Genomic DNA, 19,387 nt, shown 5'->3' with positions numbered 1-19,387 from the left:
CATCGGCACACTATCGAGTTCTCAAAAAACACGCGCACACCCCGGCACCAGAAGTCCTCACGGACCCCGTCCGAAGCAGCAGAAGTGAAGCTTAGACCATCTCGTAACCGAGTGTCAAACCCGCGCCAACCAGAACCACAACCGGCCCTGAACCACAGGTGAACTCCACCCCAACCAGCACACCAACCGGGCACCCGGAACAACCAGGAACAACCCGCCAGCCGCGCTGACCCGGATGAATATACGCACGGCGGCCGTCGTCACGCAAAACGCCTGGTGATGACGGCCGCCGGTGGGTCGGGCGCCGATGGGTCGACCGCCGGTGGTTCGGGCGGGCCCCTCCCCTACGAGTCCCCTACGACACGCGCCGGATGTCGGCGCCGAGGTCGGTGAGCACCTCCACGAAGTGCGGGTAGCCGCGGTCGATGTGGAAGACGTCGTGGACGTCGGTGACGCCGCCCTCCTCCGCGCACAGGCCGGCGAGCACGAGGCCGGCGCCGGCGCGGATGTCGGAGCTCCACACAGGGGCGGACGACAGGGCGTCCTTGCCGCGGATCATCACGTGGTGGCCGTCGATGGTGGCGTCGGCGCCGAGGCGGATCATCTCGTCGACGAAGCGGAAGCGGGACTCGAAGACGTTCTCGGTCAGCACGCTCACGCCCTCCGACACCGCGGCGAGCGCGATGGCCATGGGCTGGAGGTCGGTCGGGAAGCCGGGAAACGGCAGGGTCTGGTAGTTCACGGCGCGCATGCGGCCCTCGCCGCGGACCCGGAAGCCGGTGCGGTACGTCTCCACCTCCGCGCCGGCGACGCGGAGCTTCTCCAGCGGCAGGTGCAGGAACTGCGGGTCGATGCCGCCGACGGTGACGTCGCCGCCGGTCATCGCCGCACCATAGGCCCAGGTGCCGGCGACGATGCGGTCGCCGCAGACCTCGTGCTCGGTCGGGTGCAGGCGCTCGACGCCCTCGATGGTGATGGTGTTGGAGCCGGCGCCGGTGATGCGCGCGCCCATCTCGTTGAGCATGTCGCACAGGTCGACGATCTCGGGCTCGCGGGCCGCGTTGTCCAGCACCGTCTGGCCCTTCGCCAGCACGGAGGCGGTGACGATGTTCTCGGTCGCGCCGACCGACGGGAAGTCCAGCTTGATGTGGGCGCCGTGCAGCGCCTCCGCCTCGGCGACGACGCAGCCGTGCTCGATGCGGGTGCGGGCGCCGAGCTTCTCCAGGCCCGACTGGTGCATGTCCAGGGGGCGGGAGCCGATGGCGTCGCCGCCCGGCAGCGCGACCTTCGCCATGCGGCAGCGGGCGGTCAGCGGCCCGAGGATGCAGACGGAGGCACGGAACTGGCGGACCGCGTCGAAGTCGGCCTGCGGGGACAGCTCGGCGGGCGTCGTGATCTCCACGATGTCCCGCGCGCGGCGCACCTGGCAGCCGAGGCCCTCGAGGACGTCCTGCATGAGCGGGACGTCGTCGATGGCGGGGCAGTTGCGCAGGACGGTGGTGCCCTCCGCCAGGAGGGCGGCGCCCATGAGCTTGAGCACGGAGTTCTTCGCGCCGGTCACGCGGACCTGGCCCGACAGGGTCGCTCCGCCGCCGACGAGGAATCGTTCGTTCGTCACGGCCTCCACGAAACCACAAAAAGCCCCCGCCCGCCGACGGGTGCCGGCGGGCGGGGGCGTGATGGACGCGGGTGCGCGGAGGCTACGCGTTCTTCTCCTCGACGCGCTTGATGGCCTCCTGCGCGACGAGCTCCTGGATGCCCATGTCGAGCTCCGAGGTGAAGCCGACGCAGGAGCAGTTGATCTCGCCCAGGACGTAGGTGTCGCCGCCGTCCTCGGCGTCGTCGAGCATGAAGTCGGCGGTCCAGATCAGCGGGATGTTGTCGCCGCCGAGCTTCTCGGCGATGACGGGGCGGGCCTCGGCGAACATGTCGACGAGCTCCTGCCAGGCCTCCGGCTTGTCGTAGGTGTACTTGGCGCCGGAGAACAGGGTGGCGGAGAAGTTGTCGCCGCCCTCGGCCGGCTTCTTGTGCACGACGAAGACCGGGTACGGGCCGACGAGGAGGATGCGGATCTCGCCCTCGACGATGCGCGGCATGAAGCGCATGTCGACGAGCATGCCGTTGTCGCCGATGATGTACTGCTCGCAGAAGTCCATGAACTCGCCGAGCTCGCGCTCCTCGGTGTGGTTGTCCACGGCCTCGGTGCACTTCAGCTTGGTGCCCAGCGGCAGGGCGGTGCCGGGCTCGACGGTCTTGGCCAGCTCCTTGTCGGCCAGCTGGACGCGCCAGATGCCGGACCCGGTGGAACCGCGGTTCTGCTTGAGGACGCGCTCGCCGTAGGACAGGGAGGTCGGGAAGGTCTCGTGGAGCTCCTCGACCTTGTAGTAGGCGGCGGTGTCGTCGGGGACGAGGTCGGTGTCGTTGAGCTTGACCAGGGCGTCCTTGGCGCCGTAGGCCATCATCTCGGCCGGGGTGGACATGCCGACGAGGCCGGCCTCCGACAGCTTGGTCAGCAGGTCGAAGTAGCCCTTCTCGCCGCCGGGGATGTTGCCGGGGTTGACGCGGGAGATGTAGGCGTCGGCGTTGCCGGACACGTACTCGAACAGGGCGTCGGCCCACTCCGGGCGGTAGTAGACCACCTCGGCGTCCCAGCCCTCGGTCGCCTTGATGGCGTTGACGATGGGCATGGTGTCCTTGCGGTGGCCGTCGAAGTACTTGTCGGAACCGCCCTCGACCTCGAAGACGACGATGTGCTTGTGCATGTGGGGGTGGCCTTTCTCTGCGCCATGGGGGACGTCCGCGGGTGGGCCGCGTCCTCCTCAAACGTATTCCGCGGAGGGGGCGTGCGCCCGCCCCGTCGGGGGTGAAGTGGAGCACCGCCGGCGGGGGCGTTTCCGCGTCCCGCGCCACCTGCGGTTTCCATGTGCTTTGCGACGTGCCGATCCGCGGGGCGGATCACCCCGTCACCCCCGCCGCCGCACCCGTGCCGCGGGGCGGGCGTCGCCGCGGGCGGCCGCGCCTAGAATCGGGGCATGTCCGTTCATCTGACCCGCATCTACACGCGCACCGGCGACGACGGCACGACGGGGCTGTCGGACTTCTCGCGCGTGCCGAAGGACGACCCCCGACTGGTGGCGTACGCCGACTGCGACGAGGCGAACGCCGTGCTGGGCCAGGCCCTGGCGCTCGGCGATCCGGCCCCGGAGATTGCGCGGGTGGTCCGCGCCGTGCAGAACGATCTCTTCGACGCCGGCGCCGACCTCTCGACGCCGGTGGTCGAGGACCCGGAGTACCCGCCGCTGCGGATCACGCAGGAGTACGTCGACCGGCTCGAGGCCTGGTGCGACGAATTCAACGCGGAGCTGCCGAAGCTGAACTCCTTCATCCTTCCGGGCGGGACGCCGGCGGCTGCGCTGCTGCACCAGGCCCGCGTCGTCGCCCGCCGCGCGGAGCGCTCCGCGTGGGCGGCGGTCCGGGAGTTCCCGGACACGACGTCGGCGATGCCCGCGAAGTACCTCAACCGGCTGTCGGACCTGCTGTTCATCCTGTCGCGCGCGGCCAACGGCGGCGACGACGTGCTGTGGGTGCCGGGCGGCGAGCGCGCGAAGCCGGGCGACGGGGACGGGCCGGAGGCCGGCGGCGCGGACGCCTGACGGCGCCCCCTGCGCGGGATCCCCGCCGCCGCGTGGCGCGTGCGGGCCGCCGCCGCGCCGCCCGCGGACGCGGAAACGGGCCCCGCGACCAAGGGTTGCGGGGCCCGTCGTCACGCGAAAACACGTGGTGGCGCGGAGGATGCGTGCGGACGGCGACCCGCGCGCGACGCCTCGGGCGGGATCAGGGCAGGGCGCCGATGCGGCGGGCGGCGTTGACCGCCTCGTACCGCGTGTGCGCGCCGAGCTTGCGCATCACGGAGCGGAGGTAGGACTTCACCGTCTCGGCGCCGATGCCCATCTCCTCCGCCGCCTCGACGTTGGTGTGGCCGAGGGCGACGCACGCCAGCACGTCGAGCTCGCGGGCCGACAGCTTCGTCGTCTGCTTCACGCGGACCGGGCTGACCATCTGGTCGCACAGCTCCTCGACCTCCTCCCGCAGCTTCTCGTCGTCGATGCGGTTGGCCAGCATGCGCAGCTTCGAGTGGGTGGAGCGGACCTGCTCCCACTCCGCCCCGTTCATCGTCCGGCGGTCCTTCGCCGCGCCCCCGCGGTCGGCGGCCCGGCATGCGTCGGCGACGGCGAGGTCCTGCTCCAGGGTGCGGGCGGTCATCGTGACCTCCTCCAGCACCTTGTCGCCCAGCCGCACCGAGGAGTGCACGCCGGCGTACAGCACGCCGCGGACGGCGCGGGCGACGATGACCGGCACCGCGACCAGCGAGTGCAGCCCCTCGTCGCGGATCGCGGCGTCGTGCTCGTGCGTGATGACCTTCGCCCGCAGGTAGTCCGACACGCCCACCGGCCGGCGGGTGGCCAGCACGCGGCCGCCGACGCCGGAGCCCGACTCCACGACGACGTCGTGCAGCGCGGGGGTGCGCAGGCCGACCCAGTGGGTGATCTTCATCTTCCCCGGGTCGATCACGTCGGCGTACATCGCGACGGGGATCCCGGTCGCATTCTTCAAACTGACCAGCGAGGACCGGATGACCTCGTTGTCGTCCGACATGCGATGGGGGTCCATGGCAGCTTCCTCCTGATTCGTCGCCCGGGGCTGACCCGGGGGATCACCCCCGGAGGGCGAGCGGGTTGAGACTCTGTGGACATCATACCCGCGAATTGGGTTGATTCCTATTCAGGTTCCACTCAGGAACCACGCGGAATCGGCGAATCCCCGCCCGTTTACGCCCCGGGGGCGGCACCCCCGACGGCCCCCTCTCAGGTTGTCACCCCCACATATGCCCCCGACATGGGATTTTGAGTCCGCGGACCCCTCCCCCGGCGCCGCGGGACGCCGAGGTCGCCGGCCCTCCCCCGTCCGCCCCCGCCGCCCGTCCGCGGGTACGCGGCGGCCGCCGCGGCGGGGCGCATGCGGCGACGGCGCCCGGCCCGCCGGAGCGGGCGCGGAAGCCGTCGTCACGCGGATGACGCCGCGATCAGCGGGTCCACTCGGGCTTCCGCTTCTCGACGAACGCGGCCATGCCCTCCTTCTTGTCCGGGGTGGCGAACAGCGCGTGGAAGACGCGGCGCTCGTAGTGCACGCCCTCCGACAGCGGCGTCTCCAGCGCGCGGTCGACGGCCTCGGTGGCGGCGTAGGAGGCGGCCAGCGGCATGCCCGCGACCTTCGCGGCGACCTTCGCGACCTCCTCCGCGAAGCCCTCCAGCGGCAGGATGCGGGACACCAGGCCGGCGCGCTCCGCATCCTCCGCGTCGATGGTGCGGCCGGTGAGGATGAGGTCCATCGCCTTGTACTTGCCGACGGCGCGCGTCAGGCGCTGCGAGCCGCCCATGCCCGGGATGACGCCCAGCGTGATCTCCGGCTGGCCGAACTTCGCGTTGTCCGCGGCCAGGAGGATGTCGCCCATCATCGCCAGCTCGCAGCCGCCGCCCAGGGCGTAGCCGGACACGGCGGTGATGATCGGGGTGCGGACCTTCGAGATGCGGTCCCAGCCGGAGAACACGTCGTCGACGAACAGGTCCGGGTACTCCAGCGCGTTCATCTCCTTGATGTCCGCGCCGGCGGCGAACGCCTTCTCCGAGCCGATGATGACGATCGCGCCGATGCCGCGATCCCGGTCGAACTCCTCGACCGCGCCGACCAGCTCCGCCATGACGGTGGTGTTCAGCGCGTTCAGCGCCTTCGGGCGGTTCAGCGTCACGGTGGCGACGCGCCCCTCGACGGAGGTGATGATGGTCTCGTACTCGGCCATGGTCTTCGCGATCCTTTCGTCGGTGCGGTGGTCACCGCCCATGATGGCCCTTTCCTCCGCCCCGCGCCGCCGTAACCGCGGATCGGGGTGGCGCGACGCGCGCCGCGCCCGTCACCTGCACGTTCGCGCAAGCACGGGCACAGCGCCCCCTCCGGGGGTGGAAAACGGGAAACGGGACGCGCCCCGGACCCGCCGTCGTATGCTGGGCCGTGCAACAGGTCCCCGACCGTTCCCCGGCGCATCGTCCTCCACGGTGCACCGGACCGGGAAGGGGCGAAAGAGGGAATCCGGTGCGAATCCGGAGCTGTCCCGCAGCGGTCAGCTGGAACGACCGCCGTCACACGCACTGGGGCCACGCGCCCCGGGAAGCGACGGCCAGTAGGAACCGGCCGGTCGCGGGTCTGCCGCGTGAAGGCAGTCGTCATACCCCGCGTCCGGACCACGTGCCAGCGAGCCCGAATACCTGCCTGTTGCGCCGGATCGACCGATCCGGCCACCGAGGACGCCCGTGGACAGGCGCACCGTGGAACAGACGGCAGGGGCCCGCGACAACCCCGGCCGGACCAGCTGTCGCGCCCGTCCACGGGCCCCTCCCCGGGGCCCACGTGACCGAGAGGGCGCGGCTTTTCGCCGTCTAGGGGGTGCACCTCCACTCCGGTGTCGAGGACGGACGGGTGAACAGGACCTCCCCGGCCCTCATCGAGAGCGTGACCCCGGCCCGGTTCCGCAGGGCCTCGTAATGGCTTCCGGCGTCGAGGACCATGAGGTTCGCCGGCGCACCCTCGTGGAGCCCGTAATCCTCCAGGCCGATGGTCCCCGCCGAAGCGGTGGCCACCAGGTCGAACAGCGGGGCGGCGTCGAGCGCGGCGAGGTGCCCGTAATGGACCCCCGCATCGAGGATGTTCATCATGTTGCCGTTGCCCAGCGGGTACCACGGGTCCGCGATGGAGTCCTGCGCGAAGCACACCCTGACGCCCGCCTCGCGGAGCTTCGCCACCGGCGTCATGCCCCTCCGCACCGGCCCGGCGTCCTGCCGGCCCTGGAGGTGGATGTTCTCCGTCGGGCAGGCGATGAGCGAGATCCCCGTCCTGGCCAGGAAGGGCAGCAGCTTGAACGCGTAGGCCGGATTCGCCGACCCCAGCGAGCAGGTGTGGCTCGCGGTCGTGCGGTCGCCGATGCCCTCCCGGTGCGCGAGCGCCGCGAGCAATTCGAGGAACCGCGACCGATCGTCGTCCGTTTCGTCGCAGTGCACGTCGATGGGCTTCCCGTGCTTCACCGCGAGATCCACGATGTCGTGGATGCTGCGCTCGCCGAACTCCCGGGCGAACTCGTAGTGCGGGATGCCGCCGACGACGTCGGCGCCCTGCGTGAGCGCCTCCTCCACGAGATCCCGTCCGCCCGGGTACGCGTACATGCCTTCCTGTGGGAACGCGACGATCTGGATGTCGACGAGGTGCTTCACCTCCTCCCGCAGATCGAGGATCGCCTGCAGCGCCGTCAGGTCGGGATCGGTCACGTCGACATGCGTCCGGATGTGCTGGACGCCGTGCGACGCCTCCTCCTCAACGGCGCGGCGTGCCCGTTCCCGGATGCCGTCGTAGGTGAAGCCCTTCTTCACCTCGCCCCACTTGCCGATCGCCTCGAACAGCGTGCCGGTGCCGTTGGCCAGCTCGGGATGGTGGGCCGTGTACGCGTAGTCGAGGTGGAGGTGCGGGTCCACGTACGGCGGCAGCATCAGCTTCCCGCCGGCGTCGATGACCGGCGGCCCCGACTCGCCCCGGCCCTCCCCGGAGGGGGCCGCCTCGGAAGCCGCGCGGTGGATGCCGGCGATGCGGCCGTCGCGGACGACGATGTCCTTGAGCTCGCCGGAGTCGTCGAGGACCGCGCGCGTGATGATGGCGTCGGCGCTCATCGGACCACCTCCAACGCCGGGACCGCGTCCCGGGCGGCGGCGTCGACGTCCGCCGCGGAGTCCGTCGGCGCGGCACCGGTGGGCGGCCCCTCCGCCACCGGAGCGTCGGGCTCGGGCACCTGCAGCCCGAATTCCGCGGCGCACACGGCGGCGACGGCGTCCGCCGCGGCCTCGACGATCGCCCGCCCCTTCTCCGCGGTGGCCCCCGCGGCGCCGGCGAGGGCCCCGTGCGCCGGGATGTCGTCCGGTCGGAGGGGCAGGCGGACGTACGGGGGCGGCGCGAACCCCGTGTCCCCCGGCACGCGATCCATGCGGACCAGATCGGGTGCGAGATGCAGCATCATCGACGTCTCCGTCAGGGCCGCGTGCTCGAGATCCCAGCCCGGGAACCGGCCGCCGTCGAAGACGTCGACGAGGACGCCCTCGGGCAGCGGATCCCACCAGTTGGTCTGGATCATCGTGGCGACGTGGCCCGTCCGCGCGTCGACGACGCTCATGGCCTCCAGCAGCGACGCCTGGTTCTCGTAGTGGGCGTTGAGGATGAGGATCCTGCGGACGCCGTCCGCGATGAGCTCCGAGAGCACGTCGGCGACGAGGTTCGCCAGCGTCGCCTGCCCGAGGTCGACGGTGCCGGGGAACAGCGGCCCACCGCCGCTGTAGGGGTGGGAGCGGTACCCGTATCCGATGGCGGGCAGCACGAGCCCGCCGATGCGGCCGGCGACGGCCGCGGCCATCCCCTCCGCGATGACGGTGTCGGTGCCCAGGGGCAGATGATGGCCGTGCTGTTCCAGCGAGCCGACGGGCAGGACGACGACGTTGCCGCGCGCCGCCTCGTATTCGCCCCACGTCAGTTCCGAGATTCGCTTCATGGTCGGTGGTGTCCTTTCATCTCCGGGCGGGCGCCCCGCGCGGACCGCGGGGCGGCCCGGGTCAGCGGTCGATGCGCGCGTGGCGCGGGGCGAGGAGGATGGCGGCGCCGGTGACGACGGATGCCGCGATGAGGTAGAAGGCGGGGGCGATGGTCGACCCCGTCTCGCCGATGAGCCAGGTGGAGATCATCGGGGCCGAACCGCCGAAGAAGGCGTTGGCGCAGTTGAAGGTCAACGCGAACCCGGACAGGCGCACGTGCGTGGGGAACTGCTCGGACAGGAAGCTCGGCAGCACCCCGTCGTTGAGCGCCAGGATTGCGCCGAGGATGACCTGGATGAGGATGACCCCCGCGAGGGACGCGCCGTCGAGGAGCATGAACGCCGGGATGGACGCGACGGCGAACAGCACCGGGGCGGCCATGATGATCCGGCGTCGGCCGAAGCGATCCGAGGCCGCGCCGGTGAGGACGACCAGGACGACGTAGGCCGCGAGCGCCACGGTCGCCGCGAGGAAGCCGTCCGTCTGGTCCTGTCCGAGCTCCTCCGACAGGTAGGTCGGCAGGTAGCTGAGGACGACGTAGAACGCGACGGCGTTGAGGACGGCCGCGGCGAAGGCGACGGCGAGCGCCCGGGGATGGCGCAGCAGCTCCCGGAGAGGAAGGTGCTGCTCCGTCGACGCGGCCTCAACCGTGGCCGAGAAGACGACGGATTCATCGGCGCGGTGGCGGATGTAGAGGCCGACGAGCCCCAGCGGGGCCGCGAGGAGGAAGGGCACGCGCCAGCCCCACGCCTGCATCGCGGCGTCGTCGAGGATTCCGGTGAGGAGGGCGGCGAGCAGGGATCCCGCGAGCAGGCCGCAGGCCGTCGACGCCGGGACGATCGCCCCGAACAGGCCGCGGCGGTGCTCCGGCGCGGTCTCCGCGAGGTAGGTCGATGCGCCCGCGTATTCACCGGCGGCGGAGAACCCCGGACGAGCCGGAGCACGAAGAGCAGCGCCGGCGCCGCCATGCCGATGGCCGCGTATCCCGGCAGCAGCGCGCTGAGGAACGTCGCGCCGCTCATCAGCAGAATCGACAGGCTCAGCGTCCGCTTCCGGCCATAGCGGTCGCCGAGATGACCCCAGACGATCCCGCCGATCGGGCGGATGAGGAATGACAATGCGAAAAGGGCGAACGTCTTGATGAGGGCCGAACGCCCGTCGTCCTCGGGGAAGAACACGAGGGCGATGGTCGCCGCCAGATAGCCGTATGCCGCGTAATCGAACCATTCGACGAAGGTGCCCATGAAGGAGGCCTTCGCGACGCGGCCGACGGTGCCGCGGGGTTCCGGGGTGTCGTCACCGGACCTGCGATCGGAGGAGGTCATTCCGCTGGAACCGGGCCGGCCCGTGAGGGCCTGCGGCGACAGGGTCTGGGTAATCGGGGAAACCATCGTCCCGAACCGTCCTTTCTGGGAGCAGGTCCGTCCCCTTCACGGACAACCGTTCAGGGGGACGGCCGGAGCACGTGCGTGCCCGTGCCACAGAAAGTAGGAATCGCCTTTTTCATATCGATATCGATCAAGTGTCGGAAATGAACGGGAATGCCGTGCATCGGTAACCGCCTCATTTCCGGAAATCGGCGTTCATTTCATCTCGTCGCCGACGGCAATTATCGGGATACCCGCGGACGCCGCCCGGACGCCGCCGCCCCGGGGCGGCAGGACCCGGCAGCCCTGCCACGTCCGCGGCCACGCCGCCGAATCGGTTGCCCCGTCACCGAAGCGGCCGCGCCAGGGCTCGACGCCGAGCGGGGAACGTCGTCACGCACACACGCGGAACCAGCCGCCACCTGCACGTATGCGTGCACACCGCACGTAATAGACGAACCTGTCTGTACAAATGCGGCGGGCGCACGTACACTGCGGCTCCGAGAGGAAGACTCCCCGCGAACGAAGGAAGCGATTCACGCATGACCATCCACGACAACGTCACCGACCTCATCGGCAACACCCCGCTGGTGAAGCTCAACCGCCTCGGCGCCGATCTGCCGGGCGACATCGCCGTGAAGCTGGAGTTCTACAACCCGGCCAACAGCGTCAAGGACCGCATCGGCAAGGCCATCGTCGACGCCGCCGAGAAGTCCGGCGAGCTGAAGCCGGGCGGCACCATCGTCGAGGGCACCTCCGGCAACACCGGCATCGCCCTGGCCATGGTCGGCGCGGCCCGCGGCTACAAGGTCATCCTGACCATGCCGGACACCATGTCCGTCGAGCGCCGCGTCGTGCTCCGCGCCTTCGGCGCCGAGCTGGTGCTCACCCCGGGCTCCGAGGGCATGAAGGGCGCCGTGAACAAGGCGAAGGAGATCGTCGAGAACACCGACAACGCCATCCTCGCCTCCCAGTTCGGCAACCCCGCCAACCCGGCGGTCCACGAGGCCACCACCGGCCCGGAGCTGTGGGAGGGCACCGACGGCGCCATCGACTACCTCGTCGCCGGCTTCGGCACGGGCGGCACCATCACCGGCGCCGGCCGCTACCTCAAGTCGCAGAAGGAGGACGTGAAGCTCATCGGCGTCGAGCCGGCCGCCTCCCCGCTGATCACCGAGGGCACCGCCGGCCCGCACAAGATCCAGGGCATCGGCGCCAACTTCATCCCCGACGTCCTCGACGTCGACCTGCTCGACGAGACGCTGGCCGTGTCCAACGAGGACGCCATCGCCACCTCCCGCGAGCTCGCGAAGGCCGAGGGCATCCTCGGCGGCATCTCCGCCGGCGCGAACCTCAAGGCCGCCCTGGAGATCGCCGCCCGCCCGGAGTCCGAGGGCAAGCTCATCGTCGCCATCGTCCCCGACTTCGGCGAGCGCTACGTCTCCTCCATCCTCTACGAGGACCTGCGCGACTAGCGGCGCACCGCGTCGCCCCGCGGCGGCGCACCGCGTCGCCGCGCGACGCACCGCATCGCACGCGACGGCCGCTCCGACCACACGCCGGGGCGGCCGTCGCCGCCACGCGCCGCACGCCGCGTCCCGCACGCGCCCGCGTCCCCTCCCCGTCCATCCCCGCACCCGAGAAGCGACCGTTAAGCTGACCCCCATGATTCGCCTGCTGACGATCCTCAAGGAGGATCTCGACAACGCCCGCGCCCATGACCCCGCCGCCCGCGGCGACGTGGAGAACGCGCTGGTGTACTCCGGCCTCCACGCCATCTGGGCGCACCGCGTGGCCCACGCCCTGTGGGTCCGCGGCGGCGCGGCCAAGGGCGCCGCGCGCATCCTCGCGCAGTTCGCTCGCTTCCTCACCGGCATCGAGATCCACCCGGGCGCGACCATCGGCCGGCGGTTCTTCATCGACCACGGCATGGGCGTCGTCATCGGCGAGACCGCCGAGATCGGCGACGGCGTGATGCTGTACCACGGCGTCACCCTCGGCGGCCGGTCGCTGGAGAAGGTGAAGCGGCATCCGACGCTGGAGGACGACGTGTCGGTCGGCGCGGGCGCGAAGGTGCTCGGCCCGGTGGTCATCGGGAAGGGCTCGGCGGTGGGCGCGAACGCCGTCGTCACGCACGACGCCCCGCCGAACTCCATCCTCACGGGCATCCCCGCGAAGGTGCGCCACCGCGACAAGACGGAGCGCAAGCCGCTGGTCGACCCGGACGTGTACGTCTGCGGCGACGGCGACTACATCTGACGCGCGACCTGCGCGGCGCGGCCGCGGGCCGCGCATGACGACGGGCCCCGCCCCCGGTTCACCCGGGAGGCGGGGCCCGTCGCCGTCGTGCGGCACGTGGTGCGTGACGACGGCCGCCGCGCGGCGGCTACGCCAGCAGGTCGGCGTAGCCGTCGTTCTTCGCGATGAAGCGGGCGACCGCGCTGCACGACGCCTTCACGGAGATGCCGCGGTCGCGGGCGTCGCCGAGGGCGGAGGCGATGAGGGGCTTCGACAGGCCGCGGCCCTGGAACGCGTCGTGGACGACGGTGTGGTCGAAGTCGACGACGCCGTCGCCGAGATCGGTGTAGGCGGCGAAGCCGGCCTCCTCGCCGTCGACGAGGAGGACGTAGCGGGACGCGGCCTCGTCGTGGAGGACGACGGGGGCCTGGGCGGGGGCGTCGCCGGCCCCCTCCCCCGCGGCGGCGCCGGCGGTCGCGGTTCCGGCCGCGTTGCCGGCGGTCTCGTCGCCGGAGACGCGGATGCCCTGGCCCGGCTGCTCGTCGGCGCGGCCGACGGCGACGCGGCAGGGGATGGTGCGCTCCGCGGCGGCGCGCTCGGCGGCGTCGCCGGAGGCCCAGCCGGGGCTGACGACGTCGGCCAGCGCGGTCGACAAGTCCGCCAGCTCCGCGTAGCCCAGCCCCGGGGCGACGACGGTGAGGCGGTGGCGCCGGCGGTCCCCCGGCTCCTCGCCGGGGTTGGCGTCGCGCCACAGCAGCTCGAGCGAGTCGACGGTCTCCGACGCGGGCATCACGTCCTCGTGCACCACCGCGTCGACGTCGGGCAGGCCATCCGCCAGCGCCTCGCGGAGGCGGGCGGCGGCGGCGGACGCATCCTCGTCGCGGGTGTAGGTGAAGAGGCGGATGACCAGGGGCAGGCTGTCGTCGCCGGACATCGTGCCGGCGGAGGCTCGTTCGACCGTCATACCCCGAGATTACGGGAACTCAGTTCTCCGCCCGGCCGTTTCCGATGAGCTTCCACGCGACGACCAGCCCCGCGGCCATCAGCGCCGCGCCGATGCCGGCGGTGACGGTGATGCCGGAGGAGAACGCCTCGTGGGCCGATGCCATCAGCTGCGCGCCCTCCGCGCCGCCGAGCCCCTCGGCAACGGAGGCGGCGCCGCCGAAGGTGCCCGCGGCGGCCGCGGCGTCGTCGGCCGGCAGGCCCGCCGGGACCTCGACGCCGAGGCGGTAGATGGCGGTCAGCGCGCCGCCGAGGACAGCGGTGCCCAGCACGGCGCCCGTCTCGTAGCCCGTCTCCGACACGGCGGAGGCGGCGCCGGCGCGGTCGGACGGCGCGGAGGAGACGACCAGGTCGTTGGACACCGTCTCCGCCATGCCGATGCCCAGGGACACCAGCACGAAGGCGACGATGACGCTGGTCAGCGCGCCGGTGCCGATGGCCGAGATGACGTAGCCGAGGATGCCGAACAGCATGCCCGCCGCGATGACCATGCGCATGGGGACGCGGGAGACCAGCGGCACGACCAGCAGGCCGGCGAGGACCGCGACGGCGGCGCCCGGCAGCAGGGTCAGGCCGGCCTGGAACGGGCTGAGGCCGTGGCCCAGCATGAGCTCCTGGGTGATGAAGAAGATGAAGCCCAGAAGCGCGAAGACCGACACGACGTTGACCGTGACGGCACCGGTGAAGCGCGGGTTGCGGAACAGGGTCAGGTCCAGCAGCGGGTTCTCCGCGACCTTCTGGCGGCGGACGAAGGCGATGAGCCCGGCGACGCCGAGGGCGGCGGCGACCAGGATGACCGGCAGGTCCTTGCCGGAGGCGACGGCCTTCACCGCGTAGGTCAGCGAGCCCATGCCGACGAGGATCATCGGGACGGACGCCAGGTCGAAGCGGCCGCCGTTGGGGTTGCGGGACTCCGGCACCAGCAGCGGGCCGCCGATGAGCAGCGGGATGAGCATGGGCACGGCCATGAGGAACACGGAGCCCCAGTGGAAGTGCTCCAGCAGCAGGCCGCCGACGATGGGGCCGAGCGCGCCGCCGACGCCGAACGTCACGGCCCAGATGGCCACCGCGAGGCGGCGCTGGGCCGGGCGGGCGAAGATGGAGCGCAGCAGCGACAGGGTCGACGGCATGAGCAGCGCGCCGAACAGGCCCATGAGGGCGCGGGCGCCGATGAGCATCCCGGCGGTCGGCGCGAAGGCGCCGAGCACGGAGGCGGCGGTGAAGCCGGCGGCGCCGACGAGCAGCATGCGGCGGCGGCCGAACCGGTCGGCGAACGCGCCGGCGGGCACGAGCAGCGCGGCCAGCACGAGGGCGTAGATGTCGATGATCCACAGCTGCTGCGCGCCGGTGGGGCGCAGGTCCGCGGAGATGAACGGCACGGCGAAGCCGAGCACGGTGTTGTCGATGGAGACGAGCAGCACCGGCAGCATGAGCACGGCCAGGGCCGCCCAGTCCCGCGGGGTCGCGGCCGGCGGGCGGGGCGCGGCGACGGCGGCGGCATCCGCGGCGTCGGCCGTCGCGGTTCCGGTGGCGGCGGTGCCGCCGCGGCCCCGCATGTCGTCGTCGGTGCGCAGTTCGTACCTGCGGTCGCCGTCGTGGCGCATCATCGTCGCGTTCCTTCCCGTCGTCGTGGTCGTGCAGTGCCCCGCCCGGGTGCGGGCGGATGGGCGCCGTAAAAACCCGTCCAGACGGTACAGTAGCGCCCACGCCGCCAACTGTACCGGCTGGACGGTTTGCCGTCCAATCGGCGGAAACGCCGTATCGCGCGCCTATGCTGGAGCCCATGACAGCCACCGCCCGCGAAACGATCCTCGACGCCTACGCACACCTCGTCGTCGACGGCGGCACGAAGGCGGCGACGCTGGAGGCCGTCGCCCGGGAGGCCGGGGTGTCCAAGGGCGGCCTGCTGTACCACTTCCCCTCCAAGGCCAAGCTGGCCGAGGGCCTCGCCGAGCGCCTGGAGGCGATGGTCGGCGACGACGTCGCGGACCTGTCCTCCCACCCCCAGGGCCCGACCGAGCGGCTGCTGCGCACCTCCGACGACACCGACAGCGCCTTCACGCTCTGCTACGACGCGGTGTGCCGCCTGGCCATGAACGGCGACGAGCGCGCCCGCACCTCCCTGCGCGCCGCCCACCGCGGGTGGGAGTCGGTGCTGGAGGCCGAGGGCGCCGACCCCGTCGTCGCCCGTGCGGTGGTGCTCATCTCCGACGGGCTGTCGCTGCGCTCCGGCGCGGGCCTGCCCTACCGCGCGGCCGGCGACGGCGGCGACGGCGACGAGATCGCCGAGATCATCGCCCTCGTGCGCGACCGGCTGCTGCCGCGCGGCTGAGCCGCGGCCGCGGCGCTGCGGACGTACGGGCGCGCGGGCCCGCGTCCGGGGCCCCGAGCTGCGGTCCGGACGCGAAAAAGCGGCGGCCCCGGAACCGTAGGTTCCGGGGCCGCCGCTGCAGCACTGTGGCCAGAAGCGGGATCGAACCGCTGACCTTCCACTTTTCAGGCGGACGCTCTACCAACTGAGCTATCTGGCCAATGCGCCCGATTCCGCATGGGAACCGGGTGCTCGGCGACCCTGACGGGACTTGAACCCGCGACCTCCGCCGTGACAGGGCGGCGCGCTAACCAACTGCGCCACAGGGCCTTGTGCCATGCTCGGGACCGCGTCCCTTGCACGAGCCGTTACTTTACACAGACGTTTTCCGGAGGGGCAAATCCCCAGCGCAGCGCCCGAAAACGGTTCTCGCGCCGGCTCCGGCGCCGCGGGCGACCACCCCGCTCCCCCGGCTCCGGCCACCGCGGGGACCCGGCGCTCCCCCGCCCCGGCGGGCACCGCCGCGGGGTGCGGTGGGACGGCGCAGCGGACGTCGCAAAGCGAACGGCGCGGATGCGCGCGGACCGCGCACGACACGACGACGGCGGCCACCGGAAACCGGTGACCGCCGTCGTGATGGCGACCCTGACGGGACTTGAACCCGCGACCTCCGCCGTGACAGGGCGGCGCGCTAACCAACTGCGCCACAGGGCCATGTGCCTGCTCGGACATCCCCCAATCGGTGCAACCTGGGAGGAGGTGGTACTCCCTACGGGATTCGAACCCGCGCTGCCGGCGTGAAAGGCCGGTGTCCTAGGCCGCTAGACGAAGGGAGCTCGTCCTCGCATGATGCACCCCCGCGATGCGGGCGCGCAACACGGAAGAGATTATGCGACGACATGCCGATCCGGCAAAACGCCAGCTCACGACTCCTTTCCGGGGGTTCCCGCATCAAGTCCGTGGCGGGTGAAGCCGCGCCTGTCGTACAGCCACGTGCCGAGGCCGCCGATGAGCAGCGCCGCCGCCGTCGCCAGCAACGCGAACCGCAGCGACTGCCCCAGCCCCGCGTCCCACTGCCCGTCGAAGTACAGCACCGACCGGGCGCCGAGGAAGATCTGGTGCATCGGCGCGACGTGGCTGTACGCGCGGAAGAACTCCGGCACCGCCTCCAGCGGCAGCGTCCCGCCCGCCGACGGCAGGCCCACGATGATGAACAGGATGAGGTTCACCAGCAGGCCGATGCTGCCCAGCAGCGCGTTGACCGCCTGGCACACCGTCGCAACGGAGAAGATGGCCACGCCCGTGAACAGCGCCAGCAGCCACGGCCGGCCGATGGGCATGCCCACCGCCGTGCCGATGGCGACGTAGATGGCCGAGACGACCACCGCCGCCACCGCCGCGATGAGCACCTTCACGCCGAAGACTCCGAGGCGGCTGACGCCGACCTCCGGGCGGCGCAGCACCAGCGGGCCCATCTCCGACGGCATGAAGCCCAGCCGGGAGTCGACCAGCGTGTTCACCATGACCGAGCCCGTCAGGCCCGCCAGCACGATGAGCAGCGTGAAGTAGAACGCCGACAGGCCGTTGCCCGTGCCGTCGGGCAGAGGGCGGAAGTCCTCCTCCGCGATCTTCACCGGGGCGGCGGCCGCGGCCATCGCGGTGCCCGGGGTGTCCTTCACCTCGTCGCCGCGGACCTCCTTGATCTGGGCGACCAGCCGATCACCGATGGAGCCCTCCAGCCGCTCCGAGACCTGGCGGCCCACGATGTTCATCACGTTCGCGGCGCCCAGGCCCGCCCGCGGGTTGTCGATGATGCGGATCTCCGGCTGCTCCACGTCGATGGGCACGGCGGTGCCGATGCCCCACGCGTTGAGCTTCTGGCTGAAGTCGTACGGGATGACGATGGCGCCGTAGAGCTCCCCGCGGTTCATCTGCTCGCGGGCTTCCTCCGCCGTCAGCTCGCGGACGTCGAAGCGGCCGTCGGACATCGCGTCCTTCAGGCCCTTCTCCACCTCGTCGCCGGCGTGGAGCTTCTCGCCCGACACGGTGTCGGAGCCCCAGTCCGCGTTGACGACGGCGATGGGGAACCCGTGCAGGTTCTTCCTCGGGTTGACGTTGCCGCCCAGGTAGGCGGTGGCCAGCACCGTCGCCAGCAGCACCACCGCCATCAGCGGCAGGATCCAGAATCGCGCGGTGCGGCGGGGGTCGCGCACCGGCGTCGCGTCGGCGGTCATCGGAGGCTCCTCTCGGGGTCGGTGGAGCTGGCGGGGCCGTCGGGGGCTTCCGGGGCCGGCGTCGGGGAGGCGCAATGGTCGGCGCGATCGGGTTCGGCGACCGACGACGCCGCGGCGCCGTCGCCGAGGCCGCCGACGACGGAGCGGTGCAGGAGCACGCCGATGTCGTCCGCCAGCTGCTCCAGCGGGCGGCGCTCCTCGGAAGTCGACCAGTCGTAGGCGGCCCACACGGCACCGGCGGCCAGCGCGTGGGCGGCGACGGGGCCGGGCACGGGGCCGCGGCCCAGCACGCCGCCGAGCGTCGGGCCGACGAGGATGCGGGCGGCGACGTAGTCGATGGACCGGCGCAGCACCTCGATGCCCGACGGCCCGCGCAGCACCCGGGAGAAGAACCCGACGTGCGGCTCGAGCCGCTCCAGCGCGGTGCGGATGCCGGGGCGGATGACGCCGTCGGCGCCGGGCTCGAGGATCCCGTCGTCGGGGTCGACGCCCGCGAACGCCTCGATGAGCCGGTGCAGGGCGGCGTCGGCGAAGACCTCGCCGAGGTCCGGGTAGGCGGCGTAGAAGGTCGGCCGCGTCACGCCGGCGGCGGCGACGACGTCGGTGACGGTGATGTCGGCGGCGTCGCGCTCGTCGAGCAGCGCGGTCGTCGCCTCGCGCAGCCGCCCGCGGGAGCGGCTGCCCGTCCGTGCCGGGGACTGATCTTTACGCATGTAAGTTTTTTACGCCTGTAAAGCGGCGCTGCGCAACAGCACCGCGCGCCCCGCCCCCGCGGCGCGGGCAGCGCCCGAGGTGGCGCGGGCAGCGCCCGAGGAGGCGCGACCCGGCCCGGCGGGACGGGGGGTGGCGGGCCATCGCGGAGGCGGCGCGCCCCCGACGCCGCGGCGGTCGCCGTCGCAACGCCCCGCGTGACGACGCCCGCACGCGCGGCGCACGCCCCACCCCACGCGGCATGCGTCGCAACGCACCCGGGATCGGCGACGGCCCCGCATCCCGGGGGGGATGCGGGGCCGTCGCCTGCGGTGGGCCCCGTGGGGCTCGAACCCACGACCTGCGGATTAAAAGTCCGTAGCTCTACCAACTGAGCTAGAGGCCCTCGCGCGTCCGCGCGAACGGGCCAATCATACCCGCAGGGCCACGCTCCCCCGCGCATCGCCCGGCGCGGTTCCACGGCATCGCCCGACGCGGTTGCGCACCGCGCCCGGAGCTCCGCCCGGCGAACCGCCCGGCGCGGCGCGATGCGCTCCGCCCGCCGCCACCCCGCGGCACCCGGCATCCCGGGCACTGCACCGGGACGCGCCTTCCGCCGGCATCGCACCAACCGTCACCCCCGCCACCCCCGAACGATGCCCCCGGGGACATGACGGGAACCATTCATGGCAATTTACGACTGATCTCATACGAGGATCTTCGCGCGCGGCGCCCACCCCGCCGCGCGCCGCCGCGGCCCCGACGGGGCACCCGCCGCAGCCGGCGCCGGGAGCACCCGCATGGGCCGGGCCACCGCGCACGCAAGCCAGGCGCAGGTGGCCGGCGGCCTCACCCGAAGCGCTCCCC

At 72.1% G+C, this 19,387-nt stretch carries 14 protein-coding genes, 5 tRNA genes, 1 pseudogene and 1 riboswitch; of the genes and pseudogenes, 4 read left to right on the top strand and 16 right to left on the bottom strand.

Annotated elements, in window-relative coordinates:
• Positions 1-355: 355 nt before the first annotated feature.
• Together murA and QQS41_RS11660 are read right to left on the bottom strand one after the other, a co-directional pair.
• Positions 356-1,618: a UDP-N-acetylglucosamine 1-carboxyvinyltransferase gene (gene murA, locus QQS41_RS11665; RefSeq protein ID WP_448852884.1), complete on the bottom strand. Its 1,263-nt coding sequence runs from the start codon at positions 1,616-1,618 to the stop codon at positions 356-358.
• A gap of 82 nt (positions 1,619-1,700) precedes the next feature.
• Positions 1,701-2,762 (bottom strand): Cj0069 family protein, encoded by a 1,062-nt coding sequence (locus QQS41_RS11660; protein ID WP_448852883.1) that lies wholly within the window; start codon positions 2,760-2,762, stop codon positions 1,701-1,703.
• Positions 2,763-3,032: 270 nt separating this feature from the next.
• On the opposite strand from QQS41_RS11660, the gene QQS41_RS11655 reads away from it, so the two are divergent.
• Positions 3,033-3,653 carry a cob(I)yrinic acid a,c-diamide adenosyltransferase gene (locus QQS41_RS11655; protein WP_448852882.1) on the top strand — a complete coding sequence of 207 codons (621 nt, stop codon included), beginning with the start codon at positions 3,033-3,035 and terminating at the stop codon, positions 3,651-3,653.
• A gap of 181 nt (positions 3,654-3,834) precedes the next feature.
• Here QQS41_RS11655 and ramA read toward each other — a convergent pair whose 3' ends face one another.
• The 5 genes and pseudogenes from ramA to QQS41_RS11630 all read right to left on the bottom strand — a co-directional run bounded on the left by ramA (position 3,835) and on the right by QQS41_RS11630 (position 9,922).
• Positions 3,835-4,671, bottom strand: coding sequence for an acetate metabolism transcriptional regulator RamA (gene ramA, locus QQS41_RS11650; protein ID WP_448852881.1), 837 nt, complete (start codon positions 4,669-4,671; stop codon positions 3,835-3,837).
• Positions 4,672-5,083: 412 nt separating this feature from the next.
• Positions 5,084-5,899 carry an enoyl-CoA hydratase gene (locus QQS41_RS11645; protein WP_448852880.1) on the bottom strand — a complete coding sequence of 272 codons (816 nt, stop codon included), beginning with the start codon at positions 5,897-5,899 and terminating at the stop codon, positions 5,084-5,086.
• A 196-nt stretch (positions 5,900-6,095) separates the two neighbouring features.
• Positions 6,096-6,342, top strand: a riboswitch (cobalamin riboswitch).
• Between the two features lie 149 nt (positions 6,343-6,491).
• Positions 6,492-7,769: an amidohydrolase family protein gene (locus tag QQS41_RS11640; RefSeq protein WP_448852879.1), complete on the bottom strand. Its 1,278-nt coding sequence runs from the start codon at positions 7,767-7,769 to the stop codon at positions 6,492-6,494.
• The gene (locus QQS41_RS11635; RefSeq protein ID WP_448852878.1) at positions 7,766-8,638 is read right to left on the bottom strand and encodes a creatininase; all 873 of its coding nucleotides are present in this window, start codon (positions 8,636-8,638) and stop codon (positions 7,766-7,768) included. Before QQS41_RS11635 ends, QQS41_RS11640 begins: the two co-directional genes overlap by 4 nt.
• Before the next feature lie 61 nt (positions 8,639-8,699).
• Positions 8,700-9,922 (bottom strand): annotated as a pseudogene (locus QQS41_RS11630) (MFS transporter).
• A 665-nt stretch (positions 9,923-10,587) separates the two neighbouring features.
• On the opposite strand from QQS41_RS11630, the gene cysK reads away from it, so the two are divergent.
• Positions 10,588-11,520, top strand: a complete 933-nt coding sequence (gene cysK / locus QQS41_RS11625) for a cysteine synthase A (RefSeq protein ID WP_448852877.1) — start codon at positions 10,588-10,590, stop codon at positions 11,518-11,520.
• 190 nt (positions 11,521-11,710) lie between these two features.
• Complete coding sequence (gene epsC / locus QQS41_RS11620) at positions 11,711-12,304, top strand: serine O-acetyltransferase EpsC (protein ID WP_448852876.1); 594 nt, start codon at positions 11,711-11,713, stop codon at positions 12,302-12,304.
• Between the two features lie 127 nt (positions 12,305-12,431).
• Here the strand turns inward: epsC and QQS41_RS11615 are convergent, their stop codons facing one another.
• Together QQS41_RS11615 and QQS41_RS11610 are read right to left on the bottom strand one after the other, a co-directional pair.
• The gene (locus tag QQS41_RS11615; protein ID WP_448852875.1) at positions 12,432-13,247 is read right to left on the bottom strand and encodes a GNAT family N-acetyltransferase; all 816 of its coding nucleotides are present in this window, start codon (positions 13,245-13,247) and stop codon (positions 12,432-12,434) included.
• Positions 13,248-13,266: 19 nt separating this feature from the next.
• Positions 13,267-14,892, bottom strand: a complete 1,626-nt coding sequence (locus tag QQS41_RS11610; protein ID WP_448852874.1) for an MFS transporter — start codon at positions 14,890-14,892, stop codon at positions 13,267-13,269.
• Between the two features lie 176 nt (positions 14,893-15,068).
• Between QQS41_RS11610 and QQS41_RS11605 the strand changes: the two genes are divergently transcribed.
• On the top strand, positions 15,069-15,617 hold the full coding sequence (locus tag QQS41_RS11605) for a TetR/AcrR family transcriptional regulator (RefSeq protein ID WP_448852873.1): 549 nt from the start codon (positions 15,069-15,071) through the stop codon (positions 15,615-15,617).
• A gap of 126 nt (positions 15,618-15,743) precedes the next feature.
• Here the strand turns inward: QQS41_RS11605 and QQS41_RS11600 are convergent.
• From QQS41_RS11600 to QQS41_RS11570, 7 genes are all read right to left on the bottom strand, one after another.
• A tRNA-Phe gene (locus tag QQS41_RS11600) sits at positions 15,744-15,816 on the bottom strand.
• Positions 15,817-15,852: 36 nt separating this feature from the next.
• Positions 15,853-15,926 (bottom strand) — tRNA-Asp (locus QQS41_RS11595).
• A gap of 307 nt (positions 15,927-16,233) precedes the next feature.
• Positions 16,234-16,310: transfer RNA gene (locus QQS41_RS11590), tRNA-Asp, on the bottom strand.
• Positions 16,311-16,356: 46 nt separating this feature from the next.
• A tRNA-Glu gene (locus QQS41_RS11585) sits at positions 16,357-16,432 on the bottom strand.
• 87 nt (positions 16,433-16,519) lie between these two features.
• Complete coding sequence (locus QQS41_RS11580; RefSeq protein ID WP_448852872.1) at positions 16,520-17,830, bottom strand: YhgE/Pip domain-containing protein; 1,311 nt, start codon at positions 17,828-17,830, stop codon at positions 16,520-16,522.
• The gene (locus tag QQS41_RS11575) at positions 17,827-18,543 is read right to left on the bottom strand and encodes a TetR/AcrR family transcriptional regulator (RefSeq protein ID WP_448852871.1); all 717 of its coding nucleotides are present in this window, start codon (positions 18,541-18,543) and stop codon (positions 17,827-17,829) included. The genes QQS41_RS11580 and QQS41_RS11575 overlap by 4 nt, the downstream gene beginning before the upstream one ends.
• Before the next feature lie 310 nt (positions 18,544-18,853).
• Positions 18,854-18,926: transfer RNA gene (locus QQS41_RS11570), tRNA-Lys, on the bottom strand.
• Between the last annotated feature and the right edge of the window lie 461 nt (positions 18,927-19,387).

The organism is Corynebacterium sp. 335C (assembly GCF_053525695.1).
This window is presented reverse-complemented; position numbering and strand designations above follow the sequence as displayed.